The sequence below is a fragment of the Novosphingobium sp. BL-A-41-Hi4B-X5A genome (assembly GCF_055521705.1).
In genome coordinates, this window is sequence record NZ_JBVFVT010000002.1 from 299,876 (window position 1) to 324,638 (window position 24,763).

Genomic DNA, 24,763 nt, shown 5'->3' on the forward strand with positions numbered 1-24,763 from the left:
CGGCGTCCTCTGATACTGTCTCAGACCGGCCAGTCTCGGGTCTGGCTGAAGTCCGTTCCGCGTCGTCCCGGCCGGACCAGCGGATTGCCTGAAAGGAATCCGTCGGCTGCCGGGTCGGTACGCGCCCAGTCCACTATTTCCCGGCGGCGGCTGATACGCCACTCGCCATTCTTGCAGGTATACTCGTCGACATAGCGCCCGGCGACGACAAGGTCCTTGGGTTCGCCGTCTTCGGTGGTGCGGTGCCAGGCGTAGAAGTAGACTTCGCCGCTGGCCTCATCCCCGCGCACGTCGATCTGGGCCTGGCCGATGATGTGCTGGCTGCCGCCAAGATCGGCAAGGAAGCCTTGGGCAAAGCTGACGAACTCATCGGCGCTGCCCTGCATCAGGCCGCAATCGACCCATGCGTCATCGTGGAAGGCGCTGCGGTGGAGTTCAGGGTCGAGCCGGTCCTGCCCGCGCATGTAGCGGCACAGCGCATCGTGGATGTCGCGGCGAGCGCAGAGATCGCGGACTTCGGCCGCCATGTCGAAGGCCATCAGGCTTCTCCTGCCAGGTACTTGTCGACGACCATCTGGAAGTGGCGGATGCGCGATTCCTGATAGTTGCCGAGCTGCTGCACGCCAGTGGCGCTGGCGCGGAAGCCGGCCTGCTGGGCGCGAAGGTTGTCGGTATCCTGATCGTAGACGTGGCCCATTGCGGGATCGAAGCCGGGAGCAGTGGCGTAGCTCTGGTCCTCGGCGACGCGGAAGGGCTCGGCCGGTTCGGGCGCCGGCCCGTTTTCGGGATTGGGGCGCAGGAACAGGATTTCGAACAGGGTGCGATTGGGATCGAGCCCGATCGGGCGGAAGCGATAGACCATCGGCAGCGACAGGCCGGGAAACAGCACCATGTTCGGGAAGACATGGTATTCGATGGTGTCGATCATCTCGCTGTCCGAGACGTTCGACAGATCGCACTTGTAGGCCTCGCCCATGACCTTGCGCAGATGGCGGGCCATGACGGTGCGGGCGGTCTCGCCGGGGCCGACGGTAAGGCCCTCGCCACGGGAATCCTTGTCGCCAAGGATCATCGTGGCGAGGAGCTCTTCCTCGCTGAGGGGGGTGGCGAGGTGGGGTGAGTTGACGCCGCTGGCGGCATAGAACCGCGTCACATGGTCGGAATGGCAATCGTACTGCACGTTGGCATCGCCCACGCCCTTGAGCAGCTGGGGGTGGGTTTCGAGCACGTGGTAGGATTCGAGGAAAGCTTCCTGCGCGGTCTTCCAGTTGCAGGGCAATTCCTTCGCCACATGCACCGCGACGTAGCGGTTGGCGATGTCCCAGTCCTTGAAGTGGTCGGGCAGGGGCGCGAGGAATTCCTCCAGGCTGGGGCCGTCCTGCGAAGGATTGATGAAAACGAAGCCGCCCCACTGGCCGACGCGGGCTTCGGGCAGGTTGGTCCTTGCCGGGTCGACGTGCTTGAAGTCCCAGGCGCAGGGGACCGAGGCGAGCGTGCCGTCGTTGTTCCAGGTCCAGCCGTGGTAGGGGCAGCGCAGGTTGTCGCCCGAACCCACGCCCTCGCCGCGCTTGAACTTGGTCGAGCGGTGGAGGCAGGAATTGACGAAGGCGCGGACCGACATGTCGTCTTGCCGCACGATGACCCAGGAGAGGTGGGCGACCTCATAGGTGTAGTAGTCGCCCGGCTCGGGAATGTGATCCTCGCGGCAGACCCACTGCCAGGTGCGCTTCCAGATGTGCTCGATCTCGGCCTCGAAGATCGACTGGTCGAAATAGCGGTTCACGCTGACTGGAGCGCTGCCGAGGTAGGCTGGCTCTTCCATCGTCAGCACGGCGGGCGGCGGCAGGACGTCGTTCGCCACGATCTGCTGCATGCTCGGGCCATCCGGGCAACGGATCGTCGCGAGGTCTTCCGCGCTGGTCGGCTCGGGCAGGCCGTGGGGGTTGATGGCGTCCAGCATCAGGCTCTCCGGTGCCGCCCGGATTAAAACCGGCAGGCTTGCCTGTTTTATGAACCGAGGCGCGAGTCGGCTCAACCTAGCGGTTCCGCTAGGTTTTGGTGGGGGCACGAAGGTGAAGCGGGACCCCGGGTCGGGGCCCGGGATGACGATCAAAGCTCGATGGTCTTGCGGTTCAGGGAGTCCAGACCAGATCGACTCGGCGCAGGGCGCCGACGATGCCGGGGACGGGGGAGAGGTCGCTGTCCGGGCCAAGAGCGAATTCGGGGATGCGCTTCAGCCACTCTTCCAGCGTGATCGCCACTTCCTTGCGGGCGAGTTCCTGACCCGGACACATGTGCGGGCCGGAGCCAAACGTGGAGTGGCGGGCGCGTTTGCGGGCGGGGTCGATGGCCAGAGGATCGGGGTTCACGCGCGGGTCAAGTCCGTGGACTTGCGTCGGGATCGCGATCATGTCGCCAGCCTTGAGGGGAACGCCGTGGAAATCGGGGATGTCATGGCGCACTTCGCGGGCGATCGAGACGAGACCGAAGCGGCGGAAGAGTTCGTGGACGACCGGCGCGATATCGCTGCCGCGCTGCCTGAGATCGGCGCGCAGGGCCGGGTTTTCGGCCAGTTCGCGCATGATGAACCCGAGCACGTTGACGACGGTATCGAGCCCGGCAATCAGAACTTGGGTGACGATGGACAGCGCCTCGTCGCGCGTCAGCCGGCGGCCTTCTCCGAGGTCTGCGTTGATCATTGCGCTGATCATGTCCTCGCCCTTGCCGCCACGGCGCGCATCGACCAGCGGGCCGACATAATCGAAGAACACGGCCTTGGCCTGATCGAAGGTCATGTCCATGCCGGGGCGGGTCATGCTCTCGGCCCAGTGGCGGATTTTCGGCGCTTCGGCGGCGTCGATGCCGACCAGTGTCATGAACACCCGGATCGGGAACTGCTCGGCATAATCGGTGGTGAAGTTGCAGTGGCCCTTGTGGGCGAAGCTGTCGATCAGGCCGACGGCGGTCTGGCGGATGCTTTCGGTCAGGCCGCGGATCGCGCCGGGATTGAGGTGCGCGTTGAGCAACTGGCGATAGGGGCGATGTTCGGGCGGATCGATCGTGGTGGGAATGAGGCCGTGCATCTCGCCGACCGACTTGGGCAGGACGATCACGCGCGAGGAGAAGCGCTCCGGATCGGACTGGACCTCCTGCAGGGCTTCGCCGCCCAGCGCGATCCAGTGCCCTTCGTTGCGCGGCGTCCAGACGACGGATGGATGGATGGCGCTAAGTTTGCTCCACGCCCGGTGGAAGCCTTGGGCTTCGAGCCCGGGCGGCAGATAGATGTCGATATCGACGACGCGATCTGCGGGGACGTGCGAAGGGCGCTGCATGACCTGATCCTCTCCTGATCTTTTGCGCAGATCATGCGGGACCACAGACCTTGGCGCGCTTGGTGTTTTGGATAGGTGCAGGTGTATTGAGCCCAGGCGGCGTGGACAAATTCCACAACGCCACGGTTCCCCTGTAAAAGGCCTTGGCGAGGCGCGAGGACGCAGGAAGAGTGGGCCTCTTTCAAGGCCGAGCAACGCGGCCAAGGCCTTTTACAGGGCAACCCCTGCGGGGCTGGACCAAAAACCGCCATTTCGGCGTCGGCTCGTCGCACAATATTCCCGATATTGCGCTTCCTCCCCTCCTTGAACTGGCGGTTTTTGCCTCCAGCCGTGGCGCTGTGGAATTTGTCCACGCCGCCTAGTGCGGCGCTCCGGGGGCGTATGGGAAGCGTTGCTCCTTGTACCACGCAAGGTCATGCGCAGGCGCTGGCGAGCCGGCGGGCAGGGGCAAGTGGTGAATCGACATCCAGTAGGCCAGGCTGGCATCGCGCCACCAGCGCGCCTCCCGGGCATGAATGCCGAGATAGGCATCGGTCTTGGCCCAGCGCTCTGCATCGATGTGCGGCTTCAGCGTGGCCCATTGGCGGCGCATGGCATCGACTTCGGCGACGCCATGATCATAGCGGCGGACCATGGCATGCCACAGGGTTTCTCCACCCGGCAGCGGATAGGTCCATGGCAGATGGTGGAACCATAGCAGCAACTGCGGCGGCGTGGTTTCGGGCCGGGCGAGGCGCTCGGCGATGGCCGGGGCATATTGTGCAATGGCGTTGCTGCCGGAGGCCGTGCGGTCAAAACCGATGCCAGCTGCATCGGCGCGGTGATAGTAGACCGCGTTCCATTCGGGCCGCTTGAGATCGGCAATCCACGGGCCGGGGCCATAGTGATGATCGGTGCCGAACAGGTGGGCAAGACCGAACGGGCCGGTGTAATCGACGACCGCCTCGCGCGAGCGCAGCATCATCGTGGTGACGGTTTCGTCGACCTGTGGATCATTGCCGAAAGTCTGCCGCGACCATTCGCGCGCGATTGTCTGTGAGGGCAGTTGCGGGTCCCAGGCGAGACGTCCGAAGGCATACCAGTTGGCCTGGTTGAAGGTACTGCCCGACCAATCGCGATCGCGTCCGATGTTGGCCACGCCCGCAATCGCCGCGAGCGTGGTGGCCACGGTCTGATCCGGTGCATGGCCGGTCTGCGTATCGAGCATTTCCTCGAACAGGGGGCCGAGGTAGGCGAGGTGGGTGGCAAAGCCCAAGTATTCCTTGGTGATCTGGAATTCGGCGCCAAGCTGCGTGCGCGGCATTGCGCCGAACAATGGGTGGGCCGGTTCGCGTGGCTGGAAATCGATCGGGCCGTTCTTGACCTGCACGATCACGTTTTGGGCGAACTTGCCGTCGAGCGGCCGGAATTCGCTGTAAGCCTGCTTGGCGCGGTCAGTGGGGTCAGTGTCGGCATAGACGAAGGCGCGCCAGAGTACGGTACCGCCGTGACGCTGCAGCGCGGCGGCGAGCATGTTGGCGCCATCGGCGTGGCTGGCGCCATAGTCGCGCGGGCCGGGCTGGCCTTCGCTGTTGGCCTTGACCAGAAAGCCACCGAAATCCGGGATCTCGCGATAGATCTCGTCGGCCTTGGCCTGCCACCACGCCGCCACCGCTGGATCGCGCGGATCGGCGGTCTTGAGGCCTCCGAGTTCGATCGGGGCGGTAAAGCGCGCTGTCAGATAGACCCGGATGCCCCACGGGCGGAACACGTCGGCCAGCGCGGCGGCCTTCGCCAGATAGGGTGCGGTGAGGCTCTCGGCCTTGGCATTGACGTTGTTGAGCACCGTGCCGTTGATGCCGATGGAGGCATTGGCGCGGGCGTAATCGTCATAGCGCGGGTCCTTGAAGTCAGGTAGGGTCCACCAGTCCCACAAGGATTGCCCGGCATAGCCGCGTTCGACCGAGCCATCGAGGTTGTCCCAGTGGTTGAGCAGCCGCAGCGGAATGGCGGGGGTGGAGGCGAGATTAATCGCAGCGGTCGATCCGCCAGCACGAACATGGCGCAGCAGGGCAAAGGCGCCGTAGAGCACAGCGATATCGCTGTTGCCGGTAACGAGGATGACGGCACGCTTGCCGATCCTGACTTCGCGAATCAGATAGCCTTCATGGCCGAGCGCCCGCGTATCGAGATCAAGCGCGGCGAGTTGCGGCGCGTTGCTGGTGGCCAATATCACGGTAGCAGGCATCACGGCGGCCGGCAGGCGGGGCAGGCTACGGCGCAATTCGGCAGCGGCGCGGTCAATGGTGGGGGAGCGGCGAGGGGCCTCGACCGTTGCTGTCGGGAGCCGCATTTCCGATGATGTGCCGGTGATCGGGCGGAGCCAGAGATTGTAGCCATCGTCGGCCCGGGCCGGGCTTGTGGCAAGGCCAGTCATGGCGGCCATGACCAGAGCGATCGTTGCGCGCAGGCGTGTCATTGCCGCATCCTCATTGCAAAGGCCTTCCGGCCATTTTGTGGTAGCGGTATCATGACGTTGTCACTGTTGCAATTGTTCGCACGCGCTCGAACCCCGTGGAATCTGCGTAATCGAAAATCCCGCCCGGCACTCTTGATCTTGCGACGGCATGCTTCTAAGGTAGCGCTATCAGGCAAAGGGAAGCCGGGGGATGTTTTGATGGGTTTGGGCCTCACGGCTTGCCTGCCACGCGACTACGCGGAGGGCGTGTTCATCGGTCGGGCCGAAGCGGTCGACGGGCCGCACGTGATCGTTTTGCGCAATGGCCGGATCAACGACATCACTGCGGTGGCGAGCTCCGTTTCGGGCGCGATTGCGCGCCGCACCTTCGCAGGGGGAAGCGATCTGGGCGCGATCGAGGATGGCTTGCCCGAGGGCTGGTCCCTCCTTTCGCCGATAGACTTGCAGTGTGTGAAGGCCTGTGGTGTGACCTTTGCCGTTAGCGCTATCGAAAGGGTGATCGAGGAGCGCGCGCGGGGCGATGCCGCAGCGGCGGCGAATATCCGCAAAGGCCTGGAGGATACGGTGGGTGCCGGTATCCGCGCCGTCGTGCCCGGCAGCGAGGAGGCGATGGCGCTCAAGGCTGCTCTGATTGCGCAAGGCATGTGGTCGCAATACCTCGAAGTCGCGATCGGGCCGGATGCCGAGGTGTTCTCGAAATCGCCGGTGCTTTCGACCGTGGGCCACGGTGCGCTGATCGGCGTGCGGTCGGATTCGAGCTGGAACAATCCCGAGCCCGAAGTGGTGCTGGTTTGCGACGGCACTGGCGAGGTTGTTGGTGCCACGCTTGGCAATGACGTGAACCTGCGCGATTTCGAGGGCCGGTCGGCACTGTTGCTGTCGAAGGCCAAGGACAACACTGCGTCCTGTGCAATCGGGCCGTTCATCCGCCTGTTCGACGAGGGTTTCGGCATCGACGACGTGCGCGCTGCCGAAGTGGAACTGGTGGTCGAAGGCACCGACAACTTCCGCATGGAAGGCACCAACCGCATGACCGAGATCAGCCGCGATCCGCTGGAACTGGTGCGCCAGACGATGAGCGAGCACAGCTATCCCGATGGCTTCGTGCTGTTCTGTGGCACGCTGTTTGCGCCGGTGCAGGACCGTGACGAGCCGGGCGGCGGCTTTACCCACAAGGTGGGCGACGTGGTGACGATCCGTTCCGATCGGCTCGGCGCGTTGAGCAACACTGTCACGACATCGCGCGATGCGCCCAAATGGACCTTGGGCATTGGCGCCTTCATGCGCAATCTGGCCACACGCGGCCTGGTGGAGAAGATCTGAATGGCCGCGCATACTCTTGCCGATCACGCTGCGGGCCAGCAGGCAGAGCCTCGGCTGATGGCGGCGCGATACCCCAGCTTGCGCGACAAACGCGTGATCGTGACTGGCGGCGCGAGCGGCATCGGCGAGGGGATCGTCGAGGCATTTGCGTTGCAGGGCGCGCAAGTGGGCTTCATCGACATTCAGGACGATCCCGCAAGGGAACTGGTCACGCGGCTGGGCTCGGCGCACCACGTGCCGGTGCTGAAGGTGCAGGACGTGTCCGACGTTGAAGGGTTGAGCGCGGCGATGACTGCTCTGGTTGACGAACTGGGCGGGTGCGACGTGCTGGTTAACAACGCCGCCAGCGACGACCGCCACGGGCTCGACGATGTCACCCCGGCCTATTGGGACGAGCGGATGGCGGTGAACCTCAAGCACAAGTTCTTTGCCTCGCAGGCGGTGTGGCCCGACATGAAGGCCAATGGCGGGGGGGTGATCCTCAACCTGGGGTCGATATCGTGGCATCTCGGGCTGGATGAACTGGCGCTCTACCAGATTGCCAAGGCCGGCGTCGAAGGCCTGACCCGCAGCCTGGCGCGCGAGCTTGGGCCCTATAACATCCGCGTGAACACGATTATTCCGGGCAATGTGCAGACCGCGCGGCAGATGCGCTGGTATACGCCCGAAGGCGAGGCGGAAATCGTCTCGGCGCAGTGCCTCAAGGGCCGGCTCCAGCCGGTTGACATCGCGGCGATGGCCCTGTTCCTTGCCTCGGACGATGCGCGGTTCTGCACCGGGCACGAATACTGGGTCGACGGGGGATGGCGGTGATGACAGCTGTGCGGCGGGTTCTGGAGCTTGGCTGCACGCTGGGCGAAGGGCCGGTGTGGGACGCGGCGCGAGAGTGCCTGTGGTTCGTCGACATCAAGAACAAGCGCATCCACAGCTTCGAACCAGCCACCGGGCGGCACGAAAGCTTCGGCGTGCATGAGCAGGTCGGCTGGGTGGTGCCTGCCATCGGCGGCAAGCTGCTGGCGGGGATGAAGGACGGCTTGCACCTTTTCGACCCGGCGCTGGGCACGAGCGTGCACGTGGCGGACGTTCCCGGGGAGCCGGCGAGCAACCGTCTCAACGATGCCTGCGTAGATGCGCAGGGCCGCGTCTGGTTCGGTTCGATGGACGACGACGAGGACGCGCCGAGCGGAAGGTTCTATCGCGCGCATGTCCGCGATGTGGTGGCGCAGGGGCCGGACGGGGTGTGCATCACCAATGGTCCCGCGGTGTCGCCCGATGGGACGAAGCTCTATTTCACCGATACGCTGGCGAAGACGATCTTCGTCGCCGATCTGGCTGAGGACGGCAGCGCAGGTGCGGCGCAAGTATTTGCGCAAGTGTCAGACGATTTCCCCGAGGCCTATGCCGATGGGCCGGTGTGCGATGCGCAAGGCTGCGTATGGACCGGGCTGTGGAACGGCTGGGGCGTGGCGCGCTATTCGCCCGAGGGCAAGCTGATCGAGAAGGTCGACCTGCCGGTCGCCAATGTGACCAAGCTGGCGTTCGGCGGGGCTGACCTGAAGACCGCGTTCGTGACGACCGCGCGCAAGGGTCTGGACGACGAGGCGCTGGCAGCGCAGCCGATGGCGGGGGACCTGTTCGCCTTTGACGTGACGGTGCCGGGGTTTGCGGCGCCGCTTGCGGAGTTCAGGGCGTAATGCGCGCATGGTTTGTCCTGCTGGGCGCAGGGGTATCCGCGCCGGCGATGGCTGCACCCGCGCTGGAACTGGGTGCAGTGTGGAGCGATCACGCGGTGATCCAGCGCGATCGGCCGGTGGTGGTCGAAGGGCGGGCACTGCCGGGGGCGGTCGTTGCAGGAACGCTGGGGGACGAGACTGCACAGGCGAAGGCTGGAGCGGACGGTGCCTTTGCGCTGACCTTCCGGGCGCGCAAGGCTTCGGCCGAAGCGACCGACCTCAAAGTAACTTCAGGTTCTGAGGCCGTGAGCGTTTCAGACCTGCTGGTAGGTGACGTGTGGCTCTGTTCGGGCCAGTCGAACATGGAGTTCCAGCTTTCGCGCGCGCTGAACGGTGGCATGGAAGTGGCGATGTCGGCCGATCCGGCACTGCGGCTGCTGCAGGTGCCGAAGGCGATGTCCTACCTGCCCGAGCGCGAATTCGGCAAGGACACGCGCTGGGCGGTTTCCGGGCCGGAGACGAGCGGCGGCTTTTCCGCAGTGTGCTGGTTCATGGCGCGGGAATTGCGCCGGGTGCGTGGCGTGCCGATTGGTGCGGTACACGCCAGCTGGGGCGGTTCCAAGGTGACGCCATGGCTTGATCCGGCCGCCGGGGCCGAGATTGGTGGGGCGCAGGAGATGGCGCTGCTGGCATTGTTCGCGAAGGACAGGCTGGCGGCGGTAACGCAATTCACGCCGCGCTGGACAGCGTGGTATGCGGGTGAAACCGCGGGCGCCAAGCCATGGCTCAAGCCCGATGAACTGCCGTGGCAGTCTGTTCCGGCGATCGAGGGCTGGCTGGGCTGGGACAAGACGCCTCTGGCGGCCAAGCCCACCGGCACCGTCTGGATGCGGAGGCAGGTGACGCTTTCGGCAGCGCAGGCCAAGGCGGGCGTCACGCTGGCGCTGGGCGTGCTCGATGACATGGACATGACCTTCGTCAACGGTCAAGCCGTGGGCAACACCTTCGGCTGGGACGAGGAGCGCGCCTATGCGGTGCCGCCCAGGTTCCTGAAGGCTGGCGTGAACGAGATCATGATCGCCGTGACCAACACTTATGGCAACGGCGGCTTTGCCAGTTCGGCGGACCGGCTGTTCCTGACGCAGGCGAGTGGCGAGAAGATGCCGCTGGGCGAGGGTTGGCGCTATGCCATTGCGCCGACCAGGACCTACCCGCCGCGCGCGCCGTGGGATGCAAATGCCGGCATCGGGCTGATGCACAATCGCATGATCGCCCCGCTCGGGCACTTCGCGATGGATGGCGCGGCCTGGTATCAGGGCGAGAGCGACGTCGACACGGCGGACTATGCGCGCCGGATGAAGGCGCTGATTGCCGGATGGCGCGCGCGGTTCGGCCAGGAGCTGAAGGTCGGCATCGTGCAGCTTGCGAATTATGGTCCGGCGTCGGACAAGCCGGTTGAAAGCGGCTGGGCGCAAACGCGGGATGTGCAGCGGCAGATCGTTGTCGACGATCCGAAGGCGTTCCTTGCGACGGCCATCGATCTTGGCGAGCGGACGGACATTCACCCGTCAAACAAGCTGCTGGTTGCGCAGCGCCTTGCGATGGGCGCGCAAGGCAAGGCTCTGCCGATGCCAATTGCGGCAAAGGCGGAAGCCAACGCGGTGCGGGTCACGTTCAGCGGCGTCGAGGGTGGGCTTCACGCCTGGAGTTCTGACGCCGCGATCAGCTTCGAACTGTGCGACGCCGCCGGCGCTTGCCGGTTCGCACCGGGCCGCGTTGATGGCGATGCGGTGGTGCTGGCAACCGATGGCAAGCCGGCGGCGAAAGTCCGCTATGGCTGGGCCGATAGTCCGGTGGTCAACCTGTTCGACGGGCGTTCGCAGGCCGTACCAGGCTTCGAAATGGCAGTGGTGGCAAACTGATCAACCTTGTGGCGGGGCTGCGTCGGATTCGCGGCGCACCAGTTCGTAATCAAGCGTGGCAAGGCGCGGCCTGGCCTTTTCCGATGCCCGCTCCGCGCGGATTTCCTGCGCGAGCAGATCGGTCGCGGTCGCTGCCATCTGCCGGATCGGTTGGCGGATCGTGGTAAGTTCCGGCCAGATGTTCGAGGCAAATGCGGTATCGTCAAATCCGCATACGGTAAGATCGTGCGGGACTTCGAGATCGTTGCGATGCGCAGCGGCGACGCAGCCTGCGGCCATATCGTCGTTCGAGGCGAAGATCGCGGTCGGACGTTCGGGCAGCGCCAGCATTTCCATCGCCGCATCGAGGCCGGAGCGATAAGTGAACTGGCCCTGGCGGATCAGCGCCGCGTCTACGGTTGCACCGCTTTCGGCCATGGCATCGCGGAAACCGGCGAGGCGCAGGGCGCTGGCCGATTGCTGCGGATTGCCGATAATGAAGCCGATCCGCTTGTGGCCGAGGCTGAGGATGTGCTTCGTCATGTCATAGGCGGCCTGGTAATCGTCGATCATGACGACGCCATGGTGCGCCTCTGCCTGACCCGGCCCGATCAGGACGGCATGCGTCCCGGCGCGGCGCAGGCGGGCAAGCAGCGCGGTATCATCACAGAGCGGGGGCGGCAGCAGAAAACCGTCCACAGCGCTTTCGACAAGGCGCGCGATCATCTTCGACTGGTCGGTCTCAGGCTCGCACCGTTCGACCATGAGGTGGGCATCGAGCCGGGTCGCGGCATCCATGCAACCTATCAGCAGTTCGCTGAGATAGGAAGCCGAAGGGTTGGCATAGAGCAGGGCAATGCGCAGTTGCGACGCGCCGGCAAGGCTGCGTGCGGCACGGTTCGGGGCATAGCCCAGCTGCTTGATCGCCGCTTCGACGGCCGCCTTTGTCTCTTCGCGTACGCCGGCCCCGCCATTGACCACGCGACTGACTGTCATCGGCGAGCATTGTGCAAGGCGCGCGACATCGTTGACGGTTGGCCGGCCGGCACTGCGGCGCGATCGGGTATCGTTCATGGTCCAAAGGCTCCCGTTGGCGAAGTCCTGACGGTGGCGAACAGACTTGGCAAGGCGCATTTCGAATAAAACAGACTTAAACGCAATTCGTGCTTGCACCGACAGGCGCTTGCGGTAGATAGGTAGCGCTATCAAGAACTGACGGCGGGGCCGGAGCATATCGGCCGGGATAACTGGTGAGAACGTAAACATGGCCGTCGACGCTATGCCGCGCGCATGGCAATGTCCGGCCCTGTTCAACGAGTTGGGAGAGGGAAATGGCTGCAGTGCAGCAGGACCGGGTCAACATGGCGCTTGTCGGCGCCATCGTCTCGGTGGCGACAATCGGCGGATTGCTGTTCGGGTACGACAGCGGCGCGGTGAACGGGACGCAGGCCGGCCTCAAGGCGGCTTTCGCGCTCGATGACAATGGCCTTGGCTTTACGGTCGGCTCGCTGCTGGTGGGGTGCGCGGCGGGGGCGTTCCTTGCGGGGCGCATGGCCGATCGGTTCGGCCGCAAGCGCATCATGGTGCTGGCGGCAGTCCTGTTCCTGGTCGGCGCGCTGGTGCAAGGGATTACCGCGAACCACGCCCTCTTCGTGATCTTCCGCTTCCTGGGCGGCATGGCAGTGGGCGCAGCGAGCGTGCTTTCCCCGGCCTATATTTCCGAAGTGGCCCCCGCGGCGATCCGCGGGCGTCTGACCAGCGTGCAGCAGGTGATGATCATTACCGGGCTGACCGCGGCATTCGTCGTCAACTATGTGCTGGCGCAGCAGGCCGGGGATTCGCTGGGAGAGCTGGCGGGCGTTCCGGCGTGGCGCTGGATGTACCTGGCGCAGGCCGTGCCGGCGGTGGTGTTTCTGGTGGCGCTGCAGTTCATTCCGGAAAGCCCGCGCTATCTGGTCGGCAGCGGCCGCGAGGCTGATGCGCGCGGCGTTCTTACCCGCATTTTCGGCGAGACCGAGGCGAACCGCAAGGTCGAGGAAATCCGTGCGTCCTTTGCCGACGATCACCGCCCGCGCCTTGCCGACGTGCTGGCACCCGGCACGATCCTGCGACCGATCGTGTGGGCAGGCCTGATCATTGCCGTGTTCCAGCAGTTCGTCGGCATCAACGTGATCTTCTATTACGGCGAGACGCTGTGGAAGCTGGCGGGCGTTTCGGAAAAGGCGGCGCTCGAACGCAACATCATCTCGGGCGTGGTCTCGATCGCGGCGTGCTTCATCACGATGGCGCTGGTCGACAAGGTGGGCCGCAAGCCGCTCCTGCTGGCCGGTTCTGCGGGCATGACGCTTTCGCTGGGTGCGATGAGCTGGGCGTTTTCGCAAGGGACGCTCGATGCGGCAGGAGCCCTGCAGATGGACCCGTCGCTGGGCATGATCGCGGTGATTGCGGCCAACATCTACGTCATCTTCTTCAATGTCAGCTGGGGTCCGGTGATGTGGGTCATGCTGGGCGAGATGTTCCCCAACCAGCTGCGCGGATCGGCTCTGGCGGTGTGCGGCCTGGCGCAGTGGGGTGCGAACTATGCAGTGGTGCAGAGCTTCCCCGCCATGGCGAGCGGCCTCGGCCTTGCCGAGACTTACTTGCTCTACACCATGAGTGCAGCGGTGAGCCTGTGGCTGGTCAAGGCCTTCCTGCCCGAGACCAAGGGCAAGGAACTGGAGCAGATGGAAGGCTGGGGCGGGCACTGATCCGCTGACGCCAGAGCATACGACCGGGGGCGCGAACGGCCCCCGGCGCAAGAGGAGAGCCAAGTCGATGACGTCCGTTGCCAAGAGATTCCGTAACGCGCTGCTGGTGGCGACGTTTGCCGCCGGGCTGGGTACGCCCGTCTTGGCGAAGGACGCGTCGGTCGAAGTTGCTGTCGATACCGCCACGACTGGGCCGGTCATCGACAAGCACATCTTCGGGCAGTTTGCCGAGCATCTTGGCACCGGGATCTACGGCGGTGTGTGGGTCGGCAAGGATTCGCCCATCCCCAACGTGCGCGGCATTCGCAGCGACGTCGTCACTGCGCTCAAGGCGCTGAAGGTGCCCAACGTGCGCTGGCCGGGTGGCTGCTTTGCCGACGAATACCACTGGCGCGACGGTATCGGCCCTGCCGACAAGCGCCGCGTGCAGATCAACACCAACTGGGGCGGCGTGCCGGAGTCCAACGCATTCGGGACGCACGAGTTCATGGATTTTGCCGAGCAGATCGGCTCCGAGGCCTATATCTCGGTGAACATCGGTTCGGGCACGGCGGCGGAAGCTTCGGCGTGGATCGAGTACATGACCGCCGAGAAGGACACCACGCTGGCCAAGGAGCGTGCCGCCAATGGCCATCCGGCGCCGTGGAAGGTGCCGATCCTCGGCCTCGGCAACGAGAACTGGGGCTGCGGCGGCGCGATGTCGGCCGAGCACTACGTCGAGGAAATGAAGCGCTTTGCCAACTTCACGCGCAACTTCAATCCGGCGCAGCGTGAAAAGGACAAGATGAAGCGCATCGCCGTGGGCTGGGACGGCAACAAGCTCGATTACACCGAGGAAGTGATGAAGGCGTGGAAGGACCACGTCTATTCCTGGGATATCGAGGGTGTATCGCTGCACAACTACACCACCGGGGGCTGGCCACCGCACCTGCCGGCCACTGGCTTCGGCAATGACGAATATGCGATCATCATCGGCGAAACGCTGAAGATGGACAGCCTGATCGCCAAGCAGAGCGCGATCATGGACAAGTACGATCCCGACAAGAAGCTGCTGATTGCGGTGGACGAATGGGGCGCGTGGCTTTCGCCCACGCCGGGCAGCAATCCGGGGTTCCTGCAGCAACAGAACTCGTTGCGGGATGGCATCCTGGCGGCGCTCAACCTCAACATCTTTGCGCGCCATGCGGACCGGGTGAAGATCGCCAACATCGCACAGATGGTCAACGTGCTGCAGGCCATGATCCTGACCGATGGCAGCAAGATGGTGCTGACGCCGACCTATCACGTGTTCAAGATGTACGTTCCGTTCCAGGATGCACAGTTCGCTCCGGTGAAGTTTGCCGCTGGCGAACTGACGGTGGGTGACCGCAAGCTGCCGCGCGTCGATGCGATGGCGGCCAAGGACAAGAGCGGGCAGGTGTGGGTCTCGCTCGTCAATGTCGATCCCGATGCGGGCACCAGCGTGACGATCCCCGGCTTCCGCACTGCCAGCGGTGAGGTGCTGACCGCGCCCAAGGTGGACAGCGTCAACACCTTCGCCGCGCCATCGGTCGTCGCGCCAAAGGCGATCAGCGGCAAGGCAGCGGGTGGTGGTGTGACGATCACCCTGCCGCCGCGCTCGGTGACGGTGGTGAAGGTATCGAAGTGATCTGAAGAGGTGCCCTGCGGCGGTCTCGCACCTCCCTCCATGAGGCTGCTGCAATACCTGAACGGCCCGGAAGGCGACGCGCTTTCCGGGCCGTTTTTTGCTTTGGGCAGGGGTGTGGGAGGAGAGGCGGGACTGCGCGTCAAGCCCGGGGTGACGGCGGGTTTTTGGGTGTAGTCTTGATTGCCCGAATGACTGGAATGGGGAGGTGAGCGGTCGCTAACGGCGGCGAGCGATTGTAACTGCCTTCCACCAAGCTAGGAGAGTCTTCAGAATAAACACCACTGGTGCGCCGAAGAGCAGTGGAAGTCCAAAAGGTGAGATGAACAGCACGAACCAGCCAGCCCAGCTCCATGCATCGTCTGAATGGAACCCATAAAGCTGCATTCCTGACCAAGAGACAAACAGCATCGCACCGGCGAAGCTGCCGAGCCAGGCTAAGCATCCAACTGTTGTTTCTTGAACGGCGTTTCTCGGACGATACAGACGAATGGCGACCGCCTGAACCAATAACGCCGCCACGGGACACCAGAGCCACCAAAGAATGTCGAAAACTGCGTCCATGCTATGCGTTTACGCAAATTAGCTCATCTTGTCTGCAATGGCGTCGCTCTGGGAAATGCCGCTTCTGGCGAAAAATCCGTCGAAGCTGCCCGGCAGGTTTCAAGATCGCAGTTGGTTCCTGCTCATGGCCGGGAAAGGGTGGATTGCTCCTGTTGCGTCCATAACCGCACCAATACCGTCACCCCGGGCTTGACCCGGGGTCCCGCTTTCTTTCTCCTCACGCCACGGACAGGGTCAGGCTCGGTGGTTGGGTCTTCATCATGGCCGACCGCTACCGAGGCGCGATGTACTTAGGTGTCACCTCGCACCTTGCGGCGCGCATCCACCAGCATCGCGAGGACCGGGGCTCGGACTTCTGTGCCCGCTATGGTTTGAAGCGATTGGTCTGGGCAGAACGCGGTGACCGGATCGAAGACTGCATAGCGCACGAAAAGCGGGTGAAACGCTGGCGCAGAGCGTTCAAGTTCGACCTGATCGAGCGCGGCAATCCTGACTGGCAGGATCTCTACGATGTGATCATCGGATAGCTTGCGCGGAGAGAAAGCGGGACCCCGGGTCAAGCCCGGGGTGACGGCAGAGGGGGTGTGGGAAAGGGTGCGAGCGTCCGCAATCGCGTTGTTTGCCGAAAGCCTCCTTTCGGCTCGCAAGATCCCTTCTGCCATAGCGCTCCAATGCCGACGTCCTGACCGTCGCCCCGCGCTGAACACGGGGCGACGGAGGAGATGGAACAGGTTTGGCGGCACGTTACGTATGCTGCCGCGTTCTGGCTCAGATGCTGAGACCGATCCTCGTTGCCACTGCCGCCATGCTCCTGACCTGCACAAGCGCGCTGATTCACCCTGAGTCCGACGAGCGCGCGATGTATGGGCTGGAAGGCCCGCTTCAGCAGAACTGGTTGCCGCGCGAGGTGGCGGGATGGCCGGCGCCGTTTCTGGCGGACAGTGGCGAGACTTCGGTGCCGCACCAGATCGGGCCGGAGGATCACTTCCGGCCCGGTCCGTTTGTTGCCGATCTTGCCTTTTGGGCGATAGTGACGCTGGGCGCTATCAGGGCTTGGCGCGTGCTGCGGCGGTAGGCTTACCGATCCAGCGCCGCGTCAGCCCAATCGACCGCTACGTTCTGCATCTCCGGGCGGTTTCCTTCGGCGACGAGTTCGACGATCTTCGCACCCTTTACCGGCACGGCGATGGCGGCGGGGGCGTCGCCGGGTTTGAGCCATCCGGTCTGCTTCAGCAGCTTGCCATCGGCGTGGACCGAGAAGCGGACGCGGGCGGTGGGATCGGCGGTGGAATCGTCGATGCCGGCGAGGGTGGTGAATGTCGCAAAGCCTGTGTTGCGGACTTCGAGGCGCGAATTGGCCAAGGTGCCGATGGCGTTGTGATAGGTCTTGCCCGCGATCTTCGGGGTCTGGGCGAAGGGCGTGGCGTCAGCACGGGCGCCGCCCCAGCCGCCGTAGACGGGGTGTTCGCCATCGGCCTTGGTCGAGCGCCACGGCAGGAGGCCGCGGTAGACCATTGGATCGGCCATGGGATAGACAACGCCGTCCACCGCCGGGTTCACGTTGCTGGGCTGTTCTGACAGGTATAGGCCCTGTGCACGCTCGCGCGTGCCCGTGGCCTTGAACAGCAGGGTCTGGTGGCGGTCGAGGTGGACCGGCATTTCGCCCGTGAAGGACTTTGTGCCGCCGTCCCACAAGTTGCTCAGGGTGATCGGCTGATCGGCGCGGTATTTGAGGTGGGACGCGATCAGCTTGACGTCGATCGGGCTGCCAGTGCGGTTGAACAGGGCGACCGCCTTGGTGCCATCGGCCAGCGTCTTGACGAAGATCTGCACCGAATCGCCATCGTAGGCGAGAACGGCCTGATGCGCGGCGGCATCCTGATTGAGCGCAACAACTTGCGCGTTGCCGAGCACGCCCATCATCGCGGGCGAGGCCTTGCGCAGATCGAAGCCGATGATCAGCGGGGCGTTGAGCATGGCCCAGAGCGCCATGTGCGAGCGGGCTTCGGTCAGATGCGCATCATCGAACTCGCCGCTGCCGATGAACAGCATGTCGGGATCGTTCCAGCTGTTGGGCTTGGCATAGAGTTCCCGCCGCGATGCCGAATCGAGATTGTGCAGCATCCGCTCCCAGTTGGGGGAGATGTCCTCGCTGGTGCGCGAAAGGTTGCCGAGGGTGCGCGCCCACGAGCGGACGTCGGCCGAGCCCCACAGGCAGATCGACAGGACAAAGTCGTTGCCCGGCTTGTTGCGCGACAGTGCCTGGCCGACTTGCGCGAACAGGTCCTTCACCGCAGGGATGTTGGTGCGGGGGATGGTATCGTAGTCGATCAGCGGATCGAGCGCGCGCAACCGGCCGGATTTGACCTGCGGGCTATCAGCGGCGAGTGCGCGAATGCCGCAGCCATCGACCTTGATGTAGTCAAAGTTCCATTCGCCGAAGTAGAGCGCGATGTCCTGGTCGATGTGGCCGTAAAGGCCGATCTCGCGTTCGGCCATGGTGCCGGCGGGCTGGCCGGGGCCGGTGGGATCGCCATAGATCTGGCCGCAGCTGTTGCGCCCGATTTCGCTGTAGATGCCCGCCTTCAGGCCCATGGCGTGGAGGCGATCAGTGAAGGGGCGGAAGCTGGTGTTGCCATCAGCGGTGCGGGCCGAGGGGAAATTGTCGGTGCGGATCAGCACGCGACCATCAGCTTGCCGGCGCCTGGCCCACCAGCCATCGTCGATGTTGACGTAGCGATAGCCCTTGGCGGCAAGGCCGGAGTCGACGATCAGCTGCGCCGAGGCGATGACCTTCTCCTCGTCGATATCGGTGCCGAAGGCGTTCCAGCTGTTCCAGCCCATAGGCGGCAGGGGGGCTGATCCGCGCGTGGTGACGCTCCATTCGCCCTTGGCTTCAAGCGGCTTGTCGGCGGCATGGGCAGGGGTAGCGAGCGCAGTAGCGGCGAGCAGGGCGGCAGAGGCAAGGCGCATCACTTGCCTGCTCCGAACGACAGGTGCTGGCTGAAGAAGGGTACAACCTGCTCCTGAAAGCGGAAGGCGACGCGGTTGGTGTGATCGCCTTCGTACAGGGTGAAGCTGTTGGCGATGCCGTAGGTCTCGAGCACCTTGTGCAGGGTTTCGGTGTCGGTCTTGAGACCGTCCTTGTCGCCCACGTCCATGGCGATGGCGGCATAGCGGCGCAGGTTGGGGATGTACTGGTCAACGAACGACAGCGGGGCGTTGGCGGCCCACTTCGCCATGACATCGTCGCGGGTCTTGCCGTCAGCGGTGAGCGGCAGGTCGAGATAGAGCGGCGGGTTCTTCGGGTTGGGAGACCATGCGGCGGCGGCAGCCAGAGTGCCGCGCTGCGCCCATTGCAGATTTGCCGAGTCTGCCGGGCTTTTCATCGCGGCGTAGGCCTTCATCGCCTCGGGCGTGACGCCGAACAGGCCACGCGCCGAGAGGCAGCACGGGCTCATCAGGTAGAGCGCGCCGAACACGTCGGCATGCTTGATGCCGATGCGCGTGGCGCCATAGCCGCCCATGGAATGGCCGACGAGGCCGCGGCTTTCGCGCGTGGGCAGGGTGCGATAGTGGCTATCGATATAGCTCACGAGATCGCGGGCGATGAAGGTCTCGAAATCGCCGGTGGTGGCGGACGAGGAATACATCGAGCCGTTGTGCACCGTCTTGCTGTCGGGGAAGACGAAGATCATCTCGCGCGCGCCTTGGGCCATGCCGCCCTCGATTACCTGCGGCACGTGGATTTCGCCCATCCACTGTGCCGCGCCGATGGAGTAGCCGTGGAGCGCATAGACGACCGGGTAACGCCCTTTCGGATTCTTCGCGTAGCTTGGCGGCAGGACGACAAACACGTCGCGATCGGCGCTGTCGCCCTCAAGCGAACCTTCGAGGGCCTTGGCGTGGACCGTGATTTTCTGGACAGTAGCCTTGGGGGCACCGGGCACGACGGTTGGAGCAGGTGTTTCGACCTGCGCATAGGCGCCAGAGGCGCAAGGTAGCGCTCCCATTGCAAGGGCGGAAGCGGTCAGCAAAGGCAGGATGCGCATCAGTCTATCTCCCGGATGTGGTTCTGGTTGTCAGTGGCCGCGCAAGGCGCGGACGAGCATGGCGCGGATCTGGCCGTAACCGGCGCGCAGGTCGCCAAGCACGCCGCGCCGGTCCTCTGGCACGTGGGCAAGGGGATGGCCCTCGGTGCGAAATACATAATGGTCAAAAAACGCGCGGAACGCCATGCGCTCGGCCTCGGGACGCTCGGCAATGGCGATCATGGCATGGAGCAGCGCCAATGAGGGGGCGTCGGGCCCGGTGGCGGTTGCATCCCACCAATAGTTGAGCATGATGTTGACGGGAGCCTTGGCTTCAACCTGGTGCCACCACAGCTTGGGCAGGAACAGGGCATCGCCGGGGCTCAGGGTGACCGTGATGGCTCGCGCCTGCGCTGCGGCAAAGCGCGGATAACGCGCAGTGTCTCCATTCGGAGCGGCGAGGCTGGCGGGCTGGCCGGCCATGGTATTGTCGATCGGACCGACATAGAGATCACCGATCGCATCGGGCGGGTAGAGCGTGAAGGTGCGTTCTCCGGCGATCACGCAGGCGAGATTCTCATAAGCGTCGTAATGTGCCGCAGCGGTGGACGGATTGCCGATCCACAGGCGCGGCTCGACCGACCGGGGCACGATCGCGATGTGGTTCGCCTCGGCAAAGCCCGGCAGATAGGCGGGCGCGACCAGCGAACCGATGTAGGTCGTGGGCGCTGAGGGGTTGTCCGCGTGGGCAAGCATCTGGGCGAAGGCGTCGGCCAGCGCCATTTCGCTGCGCGTGAAATTGAAGCCGGAAAGATCGTCGGTGTAGAAGTAATGGCCGGCGTTCACCGGGTCGCCACAGAAGACCTGTGGCTTTCGGTCGTTTGCAAATTCCAGCAGATAGTCGAGCGCAGCGCTCGGCGCGGTGCTGGCGGCGCGGGTGGCGGGCAAGGCAGCGCCAAGCCCCCTGATGACCGCGGGCCTGCCAAGCTCGATCACTTCTTCGCGAAATGCCCCGGCGCTGAGCAGCGAGGCATCATCCGGCGCTAGTTCGATCAGTTCTGACCGGGCCCGGACAGTCACGTCATGCCCAGCTGCTGGCCGGAGCGGCGAGTCGTTCGTTCCGCCGGCGGGCGAGTTGGCCGATCTGGCGTAGGGACGCGCGGATTGCCAGAGCGGCGGATAACGAGCCGTCCCGATATAGTCTGATGATTCTATTATCATCGAGATCTGCAAGAGCGTCGCCGCTGACGGTATAGAGGCCATTCAGGGCGACGGTCTGGCCATCGTCGAACTTCAGGGAAATGTCGACAGGCTCGACCAGCCGCGCCTCAACGATATCGGCAATGAATTTCTCCGTCCTTGCTGCATTGCCCATCAGCGTGCCGATGGCGCGCTGGACGAGCCGCATTTCGTCGGTCGGGCCGCCCATGGCATCGAACAGGGGGATCGTGCCGCCGGGTGCGAAGCGGGGATGCGCAAGGTCGACGGCAATGTTGTCATCAGAGGCAAAGAACCCCTGCCGCTGCAGATCGAGCGGAAGAAAGGCTGCGTTTCCAGTGCCTGCGCCCTCGACCAGGACCTCATCGGGCGCAAAACCGAACAAGGCGACGATGGCGAATCGCCCTGTCTCAGGCGATTTGGCCAGCAGCACCGGGCAGCACGATGCGGCTGCCTCGACCTCGGGCAGCGAGATCTGCACCATGTGCGGATGCGCGCCTGCAACAGGATGCATGGCCAGGTTGCGATGGACCTCGCTGTTCAAGATCTCGAGTTGCTCTGCCATTCGTCCTCTCCCGTCTTTCCCAGCTTTTCAGGTAGCTTATCGCCAATCTGGCCGAGATGCGATGTGTGCGCTACCATGCTTGGTCTAACGCCATCCGCGGCCTTCTTGCAACACTATCCAACCGAGCCTTCATTGCGCAGACAATTTGTTATTGATAGCGCTACCTAGATCAGTTACACCGGTCTCGCAAGGTGACGCTGACAGAGCGCCTGCAGGGTTGAGAGGCTGAAGGGAAACCGCGGTTCGTCTGCGTGACGCCTCTCCGATTGCGCGTGCTTTGTCATGGCTGCCGGTCCTGTCGTGTGGGGCAGCCGGATGCAGATCACCTTCCCGGGCGGGGGGGCCGTCAGAATAGCAGTGGAGAGGGTATGAGGACGTCCATCAATTCACGCTTCCTTATTGGAAGTGCGGCAGGGGCAATCGCGCTTGCTATGGCGATGCCGGCTGCGGCGCAGGAAGCGCAAAGCTCGGTCATGAACGACGAGCCGAGCAATGCCGAGATCATCGTCACCGGCATCCGCGGTTCGCTCCAGCGCAACATGGAGATCAAGCGCACCGCATCGGGCGTGGTCGATGCGATCTCGGCTGAAGACATCGGCAAGTTCCCCGATGCCAACGTGGCCGACGCATTGCAGCGCCTGCCCGGCATCTCGATCCAGCGTTCGGGCGCTCGCGGTGAAGCCAACGGCGTGACCGTGCGCGGCTTCGGCGGTGACTTCAACGACACGCAGTTCGATGGCCGTCGCCTTTCGACCGCCTCGGGCAGCCGCGCAGTGGACTTTACCACGATCGGTTCGGACTTCGTCTCGAACATCTCGGTCTACAAGACGCCAGACGTCGAACTCGGCGCCAGCGCGATCGGTGCGACGATCAATGTTGCCCTGCCCAAGCCATTCGACAGCGCAGACAGCAAGTTTGCGGTAAAGGCTTCCGGTGCCGTTCAGGACCGCAGCGGCAAGGTCACGCCTTCGGGCGCGGCGCTGGCCAGCACGCGCTTTGCCGACGATACCATGGGTATCCTGGCCTATGCCGCCTACCGCCGCGTCGATACCGAAGCCAACCAGGTCTTCATCCCGGGCTGGATCGGCAACTACTTCTACCAGTGCCAGGCCCAGGCTGCATGCCAGACCAGTGACTTCACGCCGGCCAAGAAGAACGTGCTCGGCTGGTTCCCGCAGCAGGTGGGCGCCAACCAGATCACCACCAAGGATGAACGCATCGACGGCCGTCTTGCCTATCAGTGGCAGGCAGGGGACGACGTGCTGCTGACGTTGGACGGCAACTTCACCCGCCAGACACTGAACACCGCGACCTATGGCTATGGTGCATGGTTCAACGGTGACGACCTGCGCAACGTCAAGCAGGACAGCAATGGCACCGTGGTTGACTTCAACCAGTTCGGCACGCCGATGGACTTCAACGCCAGCCTGGCGCGGACGATCAACCAGACCTACATGTTCGGTGGCAACCTGAAGTGGGATGCGACGGACGAGCTGAGCTTCGACTTCGACGCATCGCTGTCGCGCTCGGTCCTGAACCCCGGCCGCAATGGCTACCAGAACGCTATGGACATCGGTTACGGTGGCACCAATGCCGATCCGAACGGGCCGTTCCTGTCGACGGGTTGCACCTATCCTGCCGGTGCCGGTCCGACGACTGCGCCGACTTCGTGCAGCCGCTACTCGACAATCCTTGGCGCAAACACCGGCGTGAAGATCGGCGGGCCGAGCAACAACTTCCTGCCGAGCATCCACGATGTGGGTCCGGGCGGCGACGTTTCGCGCTTCACCGACAAGTCGCTGATCGGCAGCCACGTGATCGCCGGCTTCCCCAACTACTTCACCAACCTGGTCAAGCAGATCAAGATTGGCGGCAAGTGGGACGGCGACAACCTGAAGGTTCACTTCGGCGGCAGCTTCCAGGAGAACAAGTACCACCAGGAAGGCGAAAGCCCGTTCGTGAACGGCACCTTCTTCCGCTACGGTGGCTACGGCGCGCCTTCGGGCCGCACCGGTGCCGTCGCGCCGCTGCCGGACAGCGTCTATCAGGGCATCATCAGCACCAACAACTTCATCCCCGGCTATCAGGGCAACCTGGCTCCGGCGATTATCAAGTACGATCCGGTGGCCGTGTACAAGGTGCTGGAAGCAACCGGGCGGGGCACCACGGCGCCGGCCTTCAACCCGGACAGCGTGCTGAACGTGAAGGAACAGACGTTCGCGGCCTATCTGCGCATCAATTTCGAGAGCGAGATCGGTGACATGCCGTTCAAGGTGAGCGCTGGCGTACGCGATGAGTACACCAAGCTGACTTCGGGCGCGCTTGGCCGCAATCCGGTGAAGCTGATCACGGTGCCGACCGACCCGACGCTGATCCAGGTCGATACCTTCACGCCGCAGCAGCTGATCGAGCGGAGCATCTCGTATAACTACGTGCTGCCGAGCCTTGACGTGAAGCTGGAGGTGAAGCCCAACCTGATCCTGCGCTTCGATGCATCGCGCACGTTGACCCGCCCGGCACTGGGCGATCTGCGTCCGACGATCAATCTCGGCACGTTGCGCCGTGGCAGCCTTGCGGCATCGGGCGGCAACGCCAGCCTCAAGCCCTACCTTGCCGACAACCTCGATCTCGGTGTCGAGTGGTACTACGGTTCCAACTCGTACTTCGCGGTCAACGGCTTCATGAAGTTCATCTCGAACTTCATCGTCGGCGGGGTCAGCACGCAGACGATCAACGGCGTGATCGATCCGTTCACCAACCAGCCGGCGCAGTTCCAGGTGAACTCCAAGGTCAATGGTCCGGACGGCGTGGTGCGCGGCGTGGAAATCGCCTGGCAACAGGTGTTTGGTGACACCGGCTTCGGGTTCAACGCCAACGCCACACTGGTCAACACCAACCGCACTTTCAACACCGCGGACATCTCGGGTTCGGCCTTTGCCATCACCGGCCTTGCCAACTCGGCCAACCTCGTGGCGTTTTATGACAAGAACGGTCTGGAAGTGCGCGTTGCCGGCAACTGGCGTGACAAGTACCTGCTTGGCCTTGGCCAGGGACAGGGCGGTACGTTCGGTGCGGAACCGGTCAACGTGAATCGCCAGTTCCAGATCGATGCCAGCGCCAGCTACCAGGTGACCAAGCAACTGTCGGTCTTTGTCGAGGGCACCAACCTCAACAACTCGAACTACAGCACCTATGGTCGCTTCTCGAACATGTCGCTCGACACGTTCAACTACGGCCGCCGCTTTGTCTTCGGCGCCCGTTTCAACTACTGATAAGACGTGAACCGGTGGTGCCGGGGTGTGATGC

19 protein-coding genes are annotated in these 24,763 nt (G+C 64.0%); 9 read left to right on the forward strand and 10 right to left on the reverse strand.

Going from position 1 to position 24,763, the window contains the following annotated elements; genetic code table 11:
* Positions 1-20 precede the first annotated feature (20 nt).
* From ACZ1JY_RS17160 to ACZ1JY_RS17175, 4 genes are all read right to left on the reverse strand, one after another.
* Entirely contained in the window at positions 21-539 is a 519-nt protein-coding gene (locus tag ACZ1JY_RS17160) for a nuclear transport factor 2 family protein (protein ID WP_118075240.1), read from the reverse strand.
* Complete coding sequence (locus ACZ1JY_RS17165; RefSeq protein ID WP_465131462.1) at positions 539-1,960, reverse strand: aromatic ring-hydroxylating oxygenase subunit alpha; 1,422 nt, start codon at positions 1,958-1,960, stop codon at positions 539-541. The genes ACZ1JY_RS17160 and ACZ1JY_RS17165 overlap by 1 nt, the downstream gene beginning before the upstream one ends.
* A gap of 172 nt (positions 1,961-2,132) precedes the next feature.
* Positions 2,133-3,332 (reverse strand): cytochrome P450, encoded by a 1,200-nt coding sequence (locus ACZ1JY_RS17170; protein WP_465131463.1) that lies wholly within the window; start codon positions 3,330-3,332, stop codon positions 2,133-2,135.
* A 358-nt stretch (positions 3,333-3,690) separates the two neighbouring features.
* Entirely contained in the window at positions 3,691-5,790 is a 2,100-nt protein-coding gene (locus ACZ1JY_RS17175; RefSeq protein WP_465131464.1) for an alpha-glucuronidase family glycosyl hydrolase, read from the reverse strand.
* Positions 5,791-5,988: 198 nt separating this feature from the next.
* Here ACZ1JY_RS17175 and ACZ1JY_RS17180 point away from each other — a divergent pair, with 198 nt between their 5' ends.
* The 4 genes from ACZ1JY_RS17180 to ACZ1JY_RS17195 are packed head-to-tail and all read left to right on the forward strand — an operon-like array spanning position 5,989 to position 10,708.
* Positions 5,989-7,113, forward strand: a complete 1,125-nt coding sequence (locus ACZ1JY_RS17180; RefSeq protein WP_465131465.1) for a fumarylacetoacetate hydrolase family protein — start codon at positions 5,989-5,991, stop codon at positions 7,111-7,113.
* Positions 7,114-7,167: 54 nt separating this feature from the next.
* Positions 7,168-7,926, forward strand: a complete 759-nt coding sequence (locus ACZ1JY_RS17185) for an SDR family NAD(P)-dependent oxidoreductase (RefSeq protein WP_465131560.1) — start codon at positions 7,168-7,170, stop codon at positions 7,924-7,926.
* On the forward strand, positions 7,926-8,807 hold the full coding sequence (locus ACZ1JY_RS17190) for an SMP-30/gluconolactonase/LRE family protein (protein WP_465131466.1): 882 nt from the start codon (positions 7,926-7,928) through the stop codon (positions 8,805-8,807). The genes ACZ1JY_RS17185 and ACZ1JY_RS17190 overlap by 1 nt, the downstream gene beginning before the upstream one ends.
* Positions 8,807-10,708 carry a sialate O-acetylesterase gene (locus ACZ1JY_RS17195; RefSeq protein WP_465131467.1) on the forward strand — a complete coding sequence of 634 codons (1,902 nt, stop codon included), beginning with the start codon at positions 8,807-8,809 and terminating at the stop codon, positions 10,706-10,708. The genes ACZ1JY_RS17190 and ACZ1JY_RS17195 overlap by 1 nt, the downstream gene beginning before the upstream one ends.
* On the opposite strand, the gene ACZ1JY_RS17200 is transcribed toward ACZ1JY_RS17195, so the two are convergent.
* Positions 10,709-11,761 (reverse strand): LacI family DNA-binding transcriptional regulator, encoded by a 1,053-nt coding sequence (locus tag ACZ1JY_RS17200; RefSeq protein WP_465131468.1) that lies wholly within the window; start codon positions 11,759-11,761, stop codon positions 10,709-10,711. It lies immediately after the preceding gene.
* A gap of 257 nt (positions 11,762-12,018) precedes the next feature.
* Here ACZ1JY_RS17200 and ACZ1JY_RS17205 point away from each other — a divergent pair, with 257 nt between their 5' ends.
* A complete protein-coding gene (locus tag ACZ1JY_RS17205) occupies positions 12,019-13,434 on the forward strand; it encodes a sugar porter family MFS transporter (RefSeq protein ID WP_118075246.1) in 1,416 nt (471 codons plus the stop codon).
* A 67-nt stretch (positions 13,435-13,501) separates the two neighbouring features.
* Positions 13,502-15,082: an alpha-N-arabinofuranosidase gene (locus ACZ1JY_RS17210; RefSeq protein WP_465131469.1), complete on the forward strand. Its 1,581-nt coding sequence runs from the start codon at positions 13,502-13,504 to the stop codon at positions 15,080-15,082.
* Between the two features lie 216 nt (positions 15,083-15,298).
* Here the strand turns inward: ACZ1JY_RS17210 and ACZ1JY_RS17215 are convergent, their stop codons facing one another.
* A complete protein-coding gene (locus ACZ1JY_RS17215; protein WP_465131470.1) occupies positions 15,299-15,643 on the reverse strand; it encodes a hypothetical protein in 345 nt (114 codons plus the stop codon).
* A 260-nt stretch (positions 15,644-15,903) separates the two neighbouring features.
* On the opposite strand from ACZ1JY_RS17215, the gene ACZ1JY_RS17220 reads away from it, so the two are divergent.
* Both ACZ1JY_RS17220 and ACZ1JY_RS17225 read left to right on the forward strand, forming a co-directional pair.
* Positions 15,904-16,170, forward strand: coding sequence for a GIY-YIG nuclease family protein (locus tag ACZ1JY_RS17220; RefSeq protein ID WP_465131471.1), 267 nt, complete (start codon positions 15,904-15,906; stop codon positions 16,168-16,170).
* 245 nt (positions 16,171-16,415) lie between these two features.
* Complete coding sequence (locus ACZ1JY_RS17225; protein WP_465131472.1) at positions 16,416-16,718, forward strand: hypothetical protein; 303 nt, start codon at positions 16,416-16,418, stop codon at positions 16,716-16,718.
* 2 nt (positions 16,719-16,720) lie between these two features.
* Here ACZ1JY_RS17225 and ACZ1JY_RS17230 read toward each other — a convergent pair whose 3' ends face one another.
* From ACZ1JY_RS17230 to ACZ1JY_RS17245, 4 genes are read right to left on the reverse strand one after another with little or no spacing between them, the layout of a single operon-like run.
* Positions 16,721-18,616: an NPCBM/NEW2 domain-containing protein gene (locus ACZ1JY_RS17230; protein WP_465131561.1), complete on the reverse strand. Its 1,896-nt coding sequence runs from the start codon at positions 18,614-18,616 to the stop codon at positions 16,721-16,723.
* On the reverse strand, positions 18,616-19,695 hold the full coding sequence (locus ACZ1JY_RS17235) for an alpha/beta hydrolase (RefSeq protein ID WP_465131473.1): 1,080 nt from the start codon (positions 19,693-19,695) through the stop codon (positions 18,616-18,618). The genes ACZ1JY_RS17230 and ACZ1JY_RS17235 overlap by 1 nt, the downstream gene beginning before the upstream one ends.
* A gap of 30 nt (positions 19,696-19,725) precedes the next feature.
* Complete coding sequence (locus tag ACZ1JY_RS17240; RefSeq protein ID WP_465131474.1) at positions 19,726-20,754, reverse strand: cupin-like domain-containing protein; 1,029 nt, start codon at positions 20,752-20,754, stop codon at positions 19,726-19,728.
* Between the two features lies 1 nt (position 20,755).
* A complete protein-coding gene (locus ACZ1JY_RS17245) occupies positions 20,756-21,457 on the reverse strand; it encodes a SapC family protein (protein ID WP_168904251.1) in 702 nt (233 codons plus the stop codon).
* Positions 21,458-21,888: 431 nt separating this feature from the next.
* On the opposite strand from ACZ1JY_RS17245, the gene ACZ1JY_RS17250 reads away from it, so the two are divergent.
* A complete protein-coding gene (locus tag ACZ1JY_RS17250; RefSeq protein ID WP_465131475.1) occupies positions 21,889-24,729 on the forward strand; it encodes a TonB-dependent receptor in 2,841 nt (946 codons plus the stop codon).
* Positions 24,730-24,763: the final 34 nt, after the last annotated feature.

Bases quoted from the DNA above. Each gene is read 5' to 3' on its own strand.
- ACZ1JY_RS17160 (WP_118075240.1), bottom strand. From the start codon at position 539: ATGGCCTTCGACATGGCGGCCGAAGTCCGCGATCTCTGCGCTCGCCGC.
- ACZ1JY_RS17165 (WP_465131462.1), bottom strand. From the start codon at position 1,960: ATGCTGGACGCCATCAACCCCCACGGCCTGCCCGAGCCGACCAGCGCG.
- ACZ1JY_RS17170 (WP_465131463.1), bottom strand. From the start codon at position 3,332: ATGCAGCGCCCTTCGCACGTCCCCGCAGATCGCGTCGTCGATATCGAC.
- ACZ1JY_RS17175 (WP_465131464.1), bottom strand. From the start codon at position 5,790: ATGACACGCCTGCGCGCAACGATCGCTCTGGTCATGGCCGCCATGACT.
- ACZ1JY_RS17180 (WP_465131465.1), top strand. From the start codon at position 5,989: ATGGGTTTGGGCCTCACGGCTTGCCTGCCACGCGACTACGCGGAGGGC.
- ACZ1JY_RS17190 (WP_465131466.1), top strand. From the start codon at position 7,926: ATGACAGCTGTGCGGCGGGTTCTGGAGCTTGGCTGCACGCTGGGCGAA.
- ACZ1JY_RS17195 (WP_465131467.1), top strand. From the start codon at position 8,807: ATGCGCGCATGGTTTGTCCTGCTGGGCGCAGGGGTATCCGCGCCGGCG.
- ACZ1JY_RS17200 (WP_465131468.1), bottom strand. From the start codon at position 11,761: ATGAACGATACCCGATCGCGCCGCAGTGCCGGCCGGCCAACCGTCAAC.
- ACZ1JY_RS17205 (WP_118075246.1), top strand. From the start codon at position 12,019: ATGGCTGCAGTGCAGCAGGACCGGGTCAACATGGCGCTTGTCGGCGCC.
- ACZ1JY_RS17210 (WP_465131469.1), top strand. From the start codon at position 13,502: ATGACGTCCGTTGCCAAGAGATTCCGTAACGCGCTGCTGGTGGCGACG.
- ACZ1JY_RS17215 (WP_465131470.1), bottom strand. From the start codon at position 15,643: ATGGACGCAGTTTTCGACATTCTTTGGTGGCTCTGGTGTCCCGTGGCG.
- ACZ1JY_RS17220 (WP_465131471.1), top strand. From the start codon at position 15,904: ATGGCCGACCGCTACCGAGGCGCGATGTACTTAGGTGTCACCTCGCAC.
- ACZ1JY_RS17225 (WP_465131472.1), top strand. From the start codon at position 16,416: ATGCTGAGACCGATCCTCGTTGCCACTGCCGCCATGCTCCTGACCTGC.
- ACZ1JY_RS17230 (WP_465131561.1), bottom strand. From the start codon at position 18,616: ATGCGCCTTGCCTCTGCCGCCCTGCTCGCCGCTACTGCGCTCGCTACC.
- ACZ1JY_RS17235 (WP_465131473.1), bottom strand. From the start codon at position 19,695: ATGCGCATCCTGCCTTTGCTGACCGCTTCCGCCCTTGCAATGGGAGCG.
- ACZ1JY_RS17245 (WP_168904251.1), bottom strand. From the start codon at position 21,457: ATGGCAGAGCAACTCGAGATCTTGAACAGCGAGGTCCATCGCAACCTG.
- ACZ1JY_RS17250 (WP_465131475.1), top strand. From the start codon at position 21,889: ATGGCGATGCCGGCTGCGGCGCAGGAAGCGCAAAGCTCGGTCATGAAC.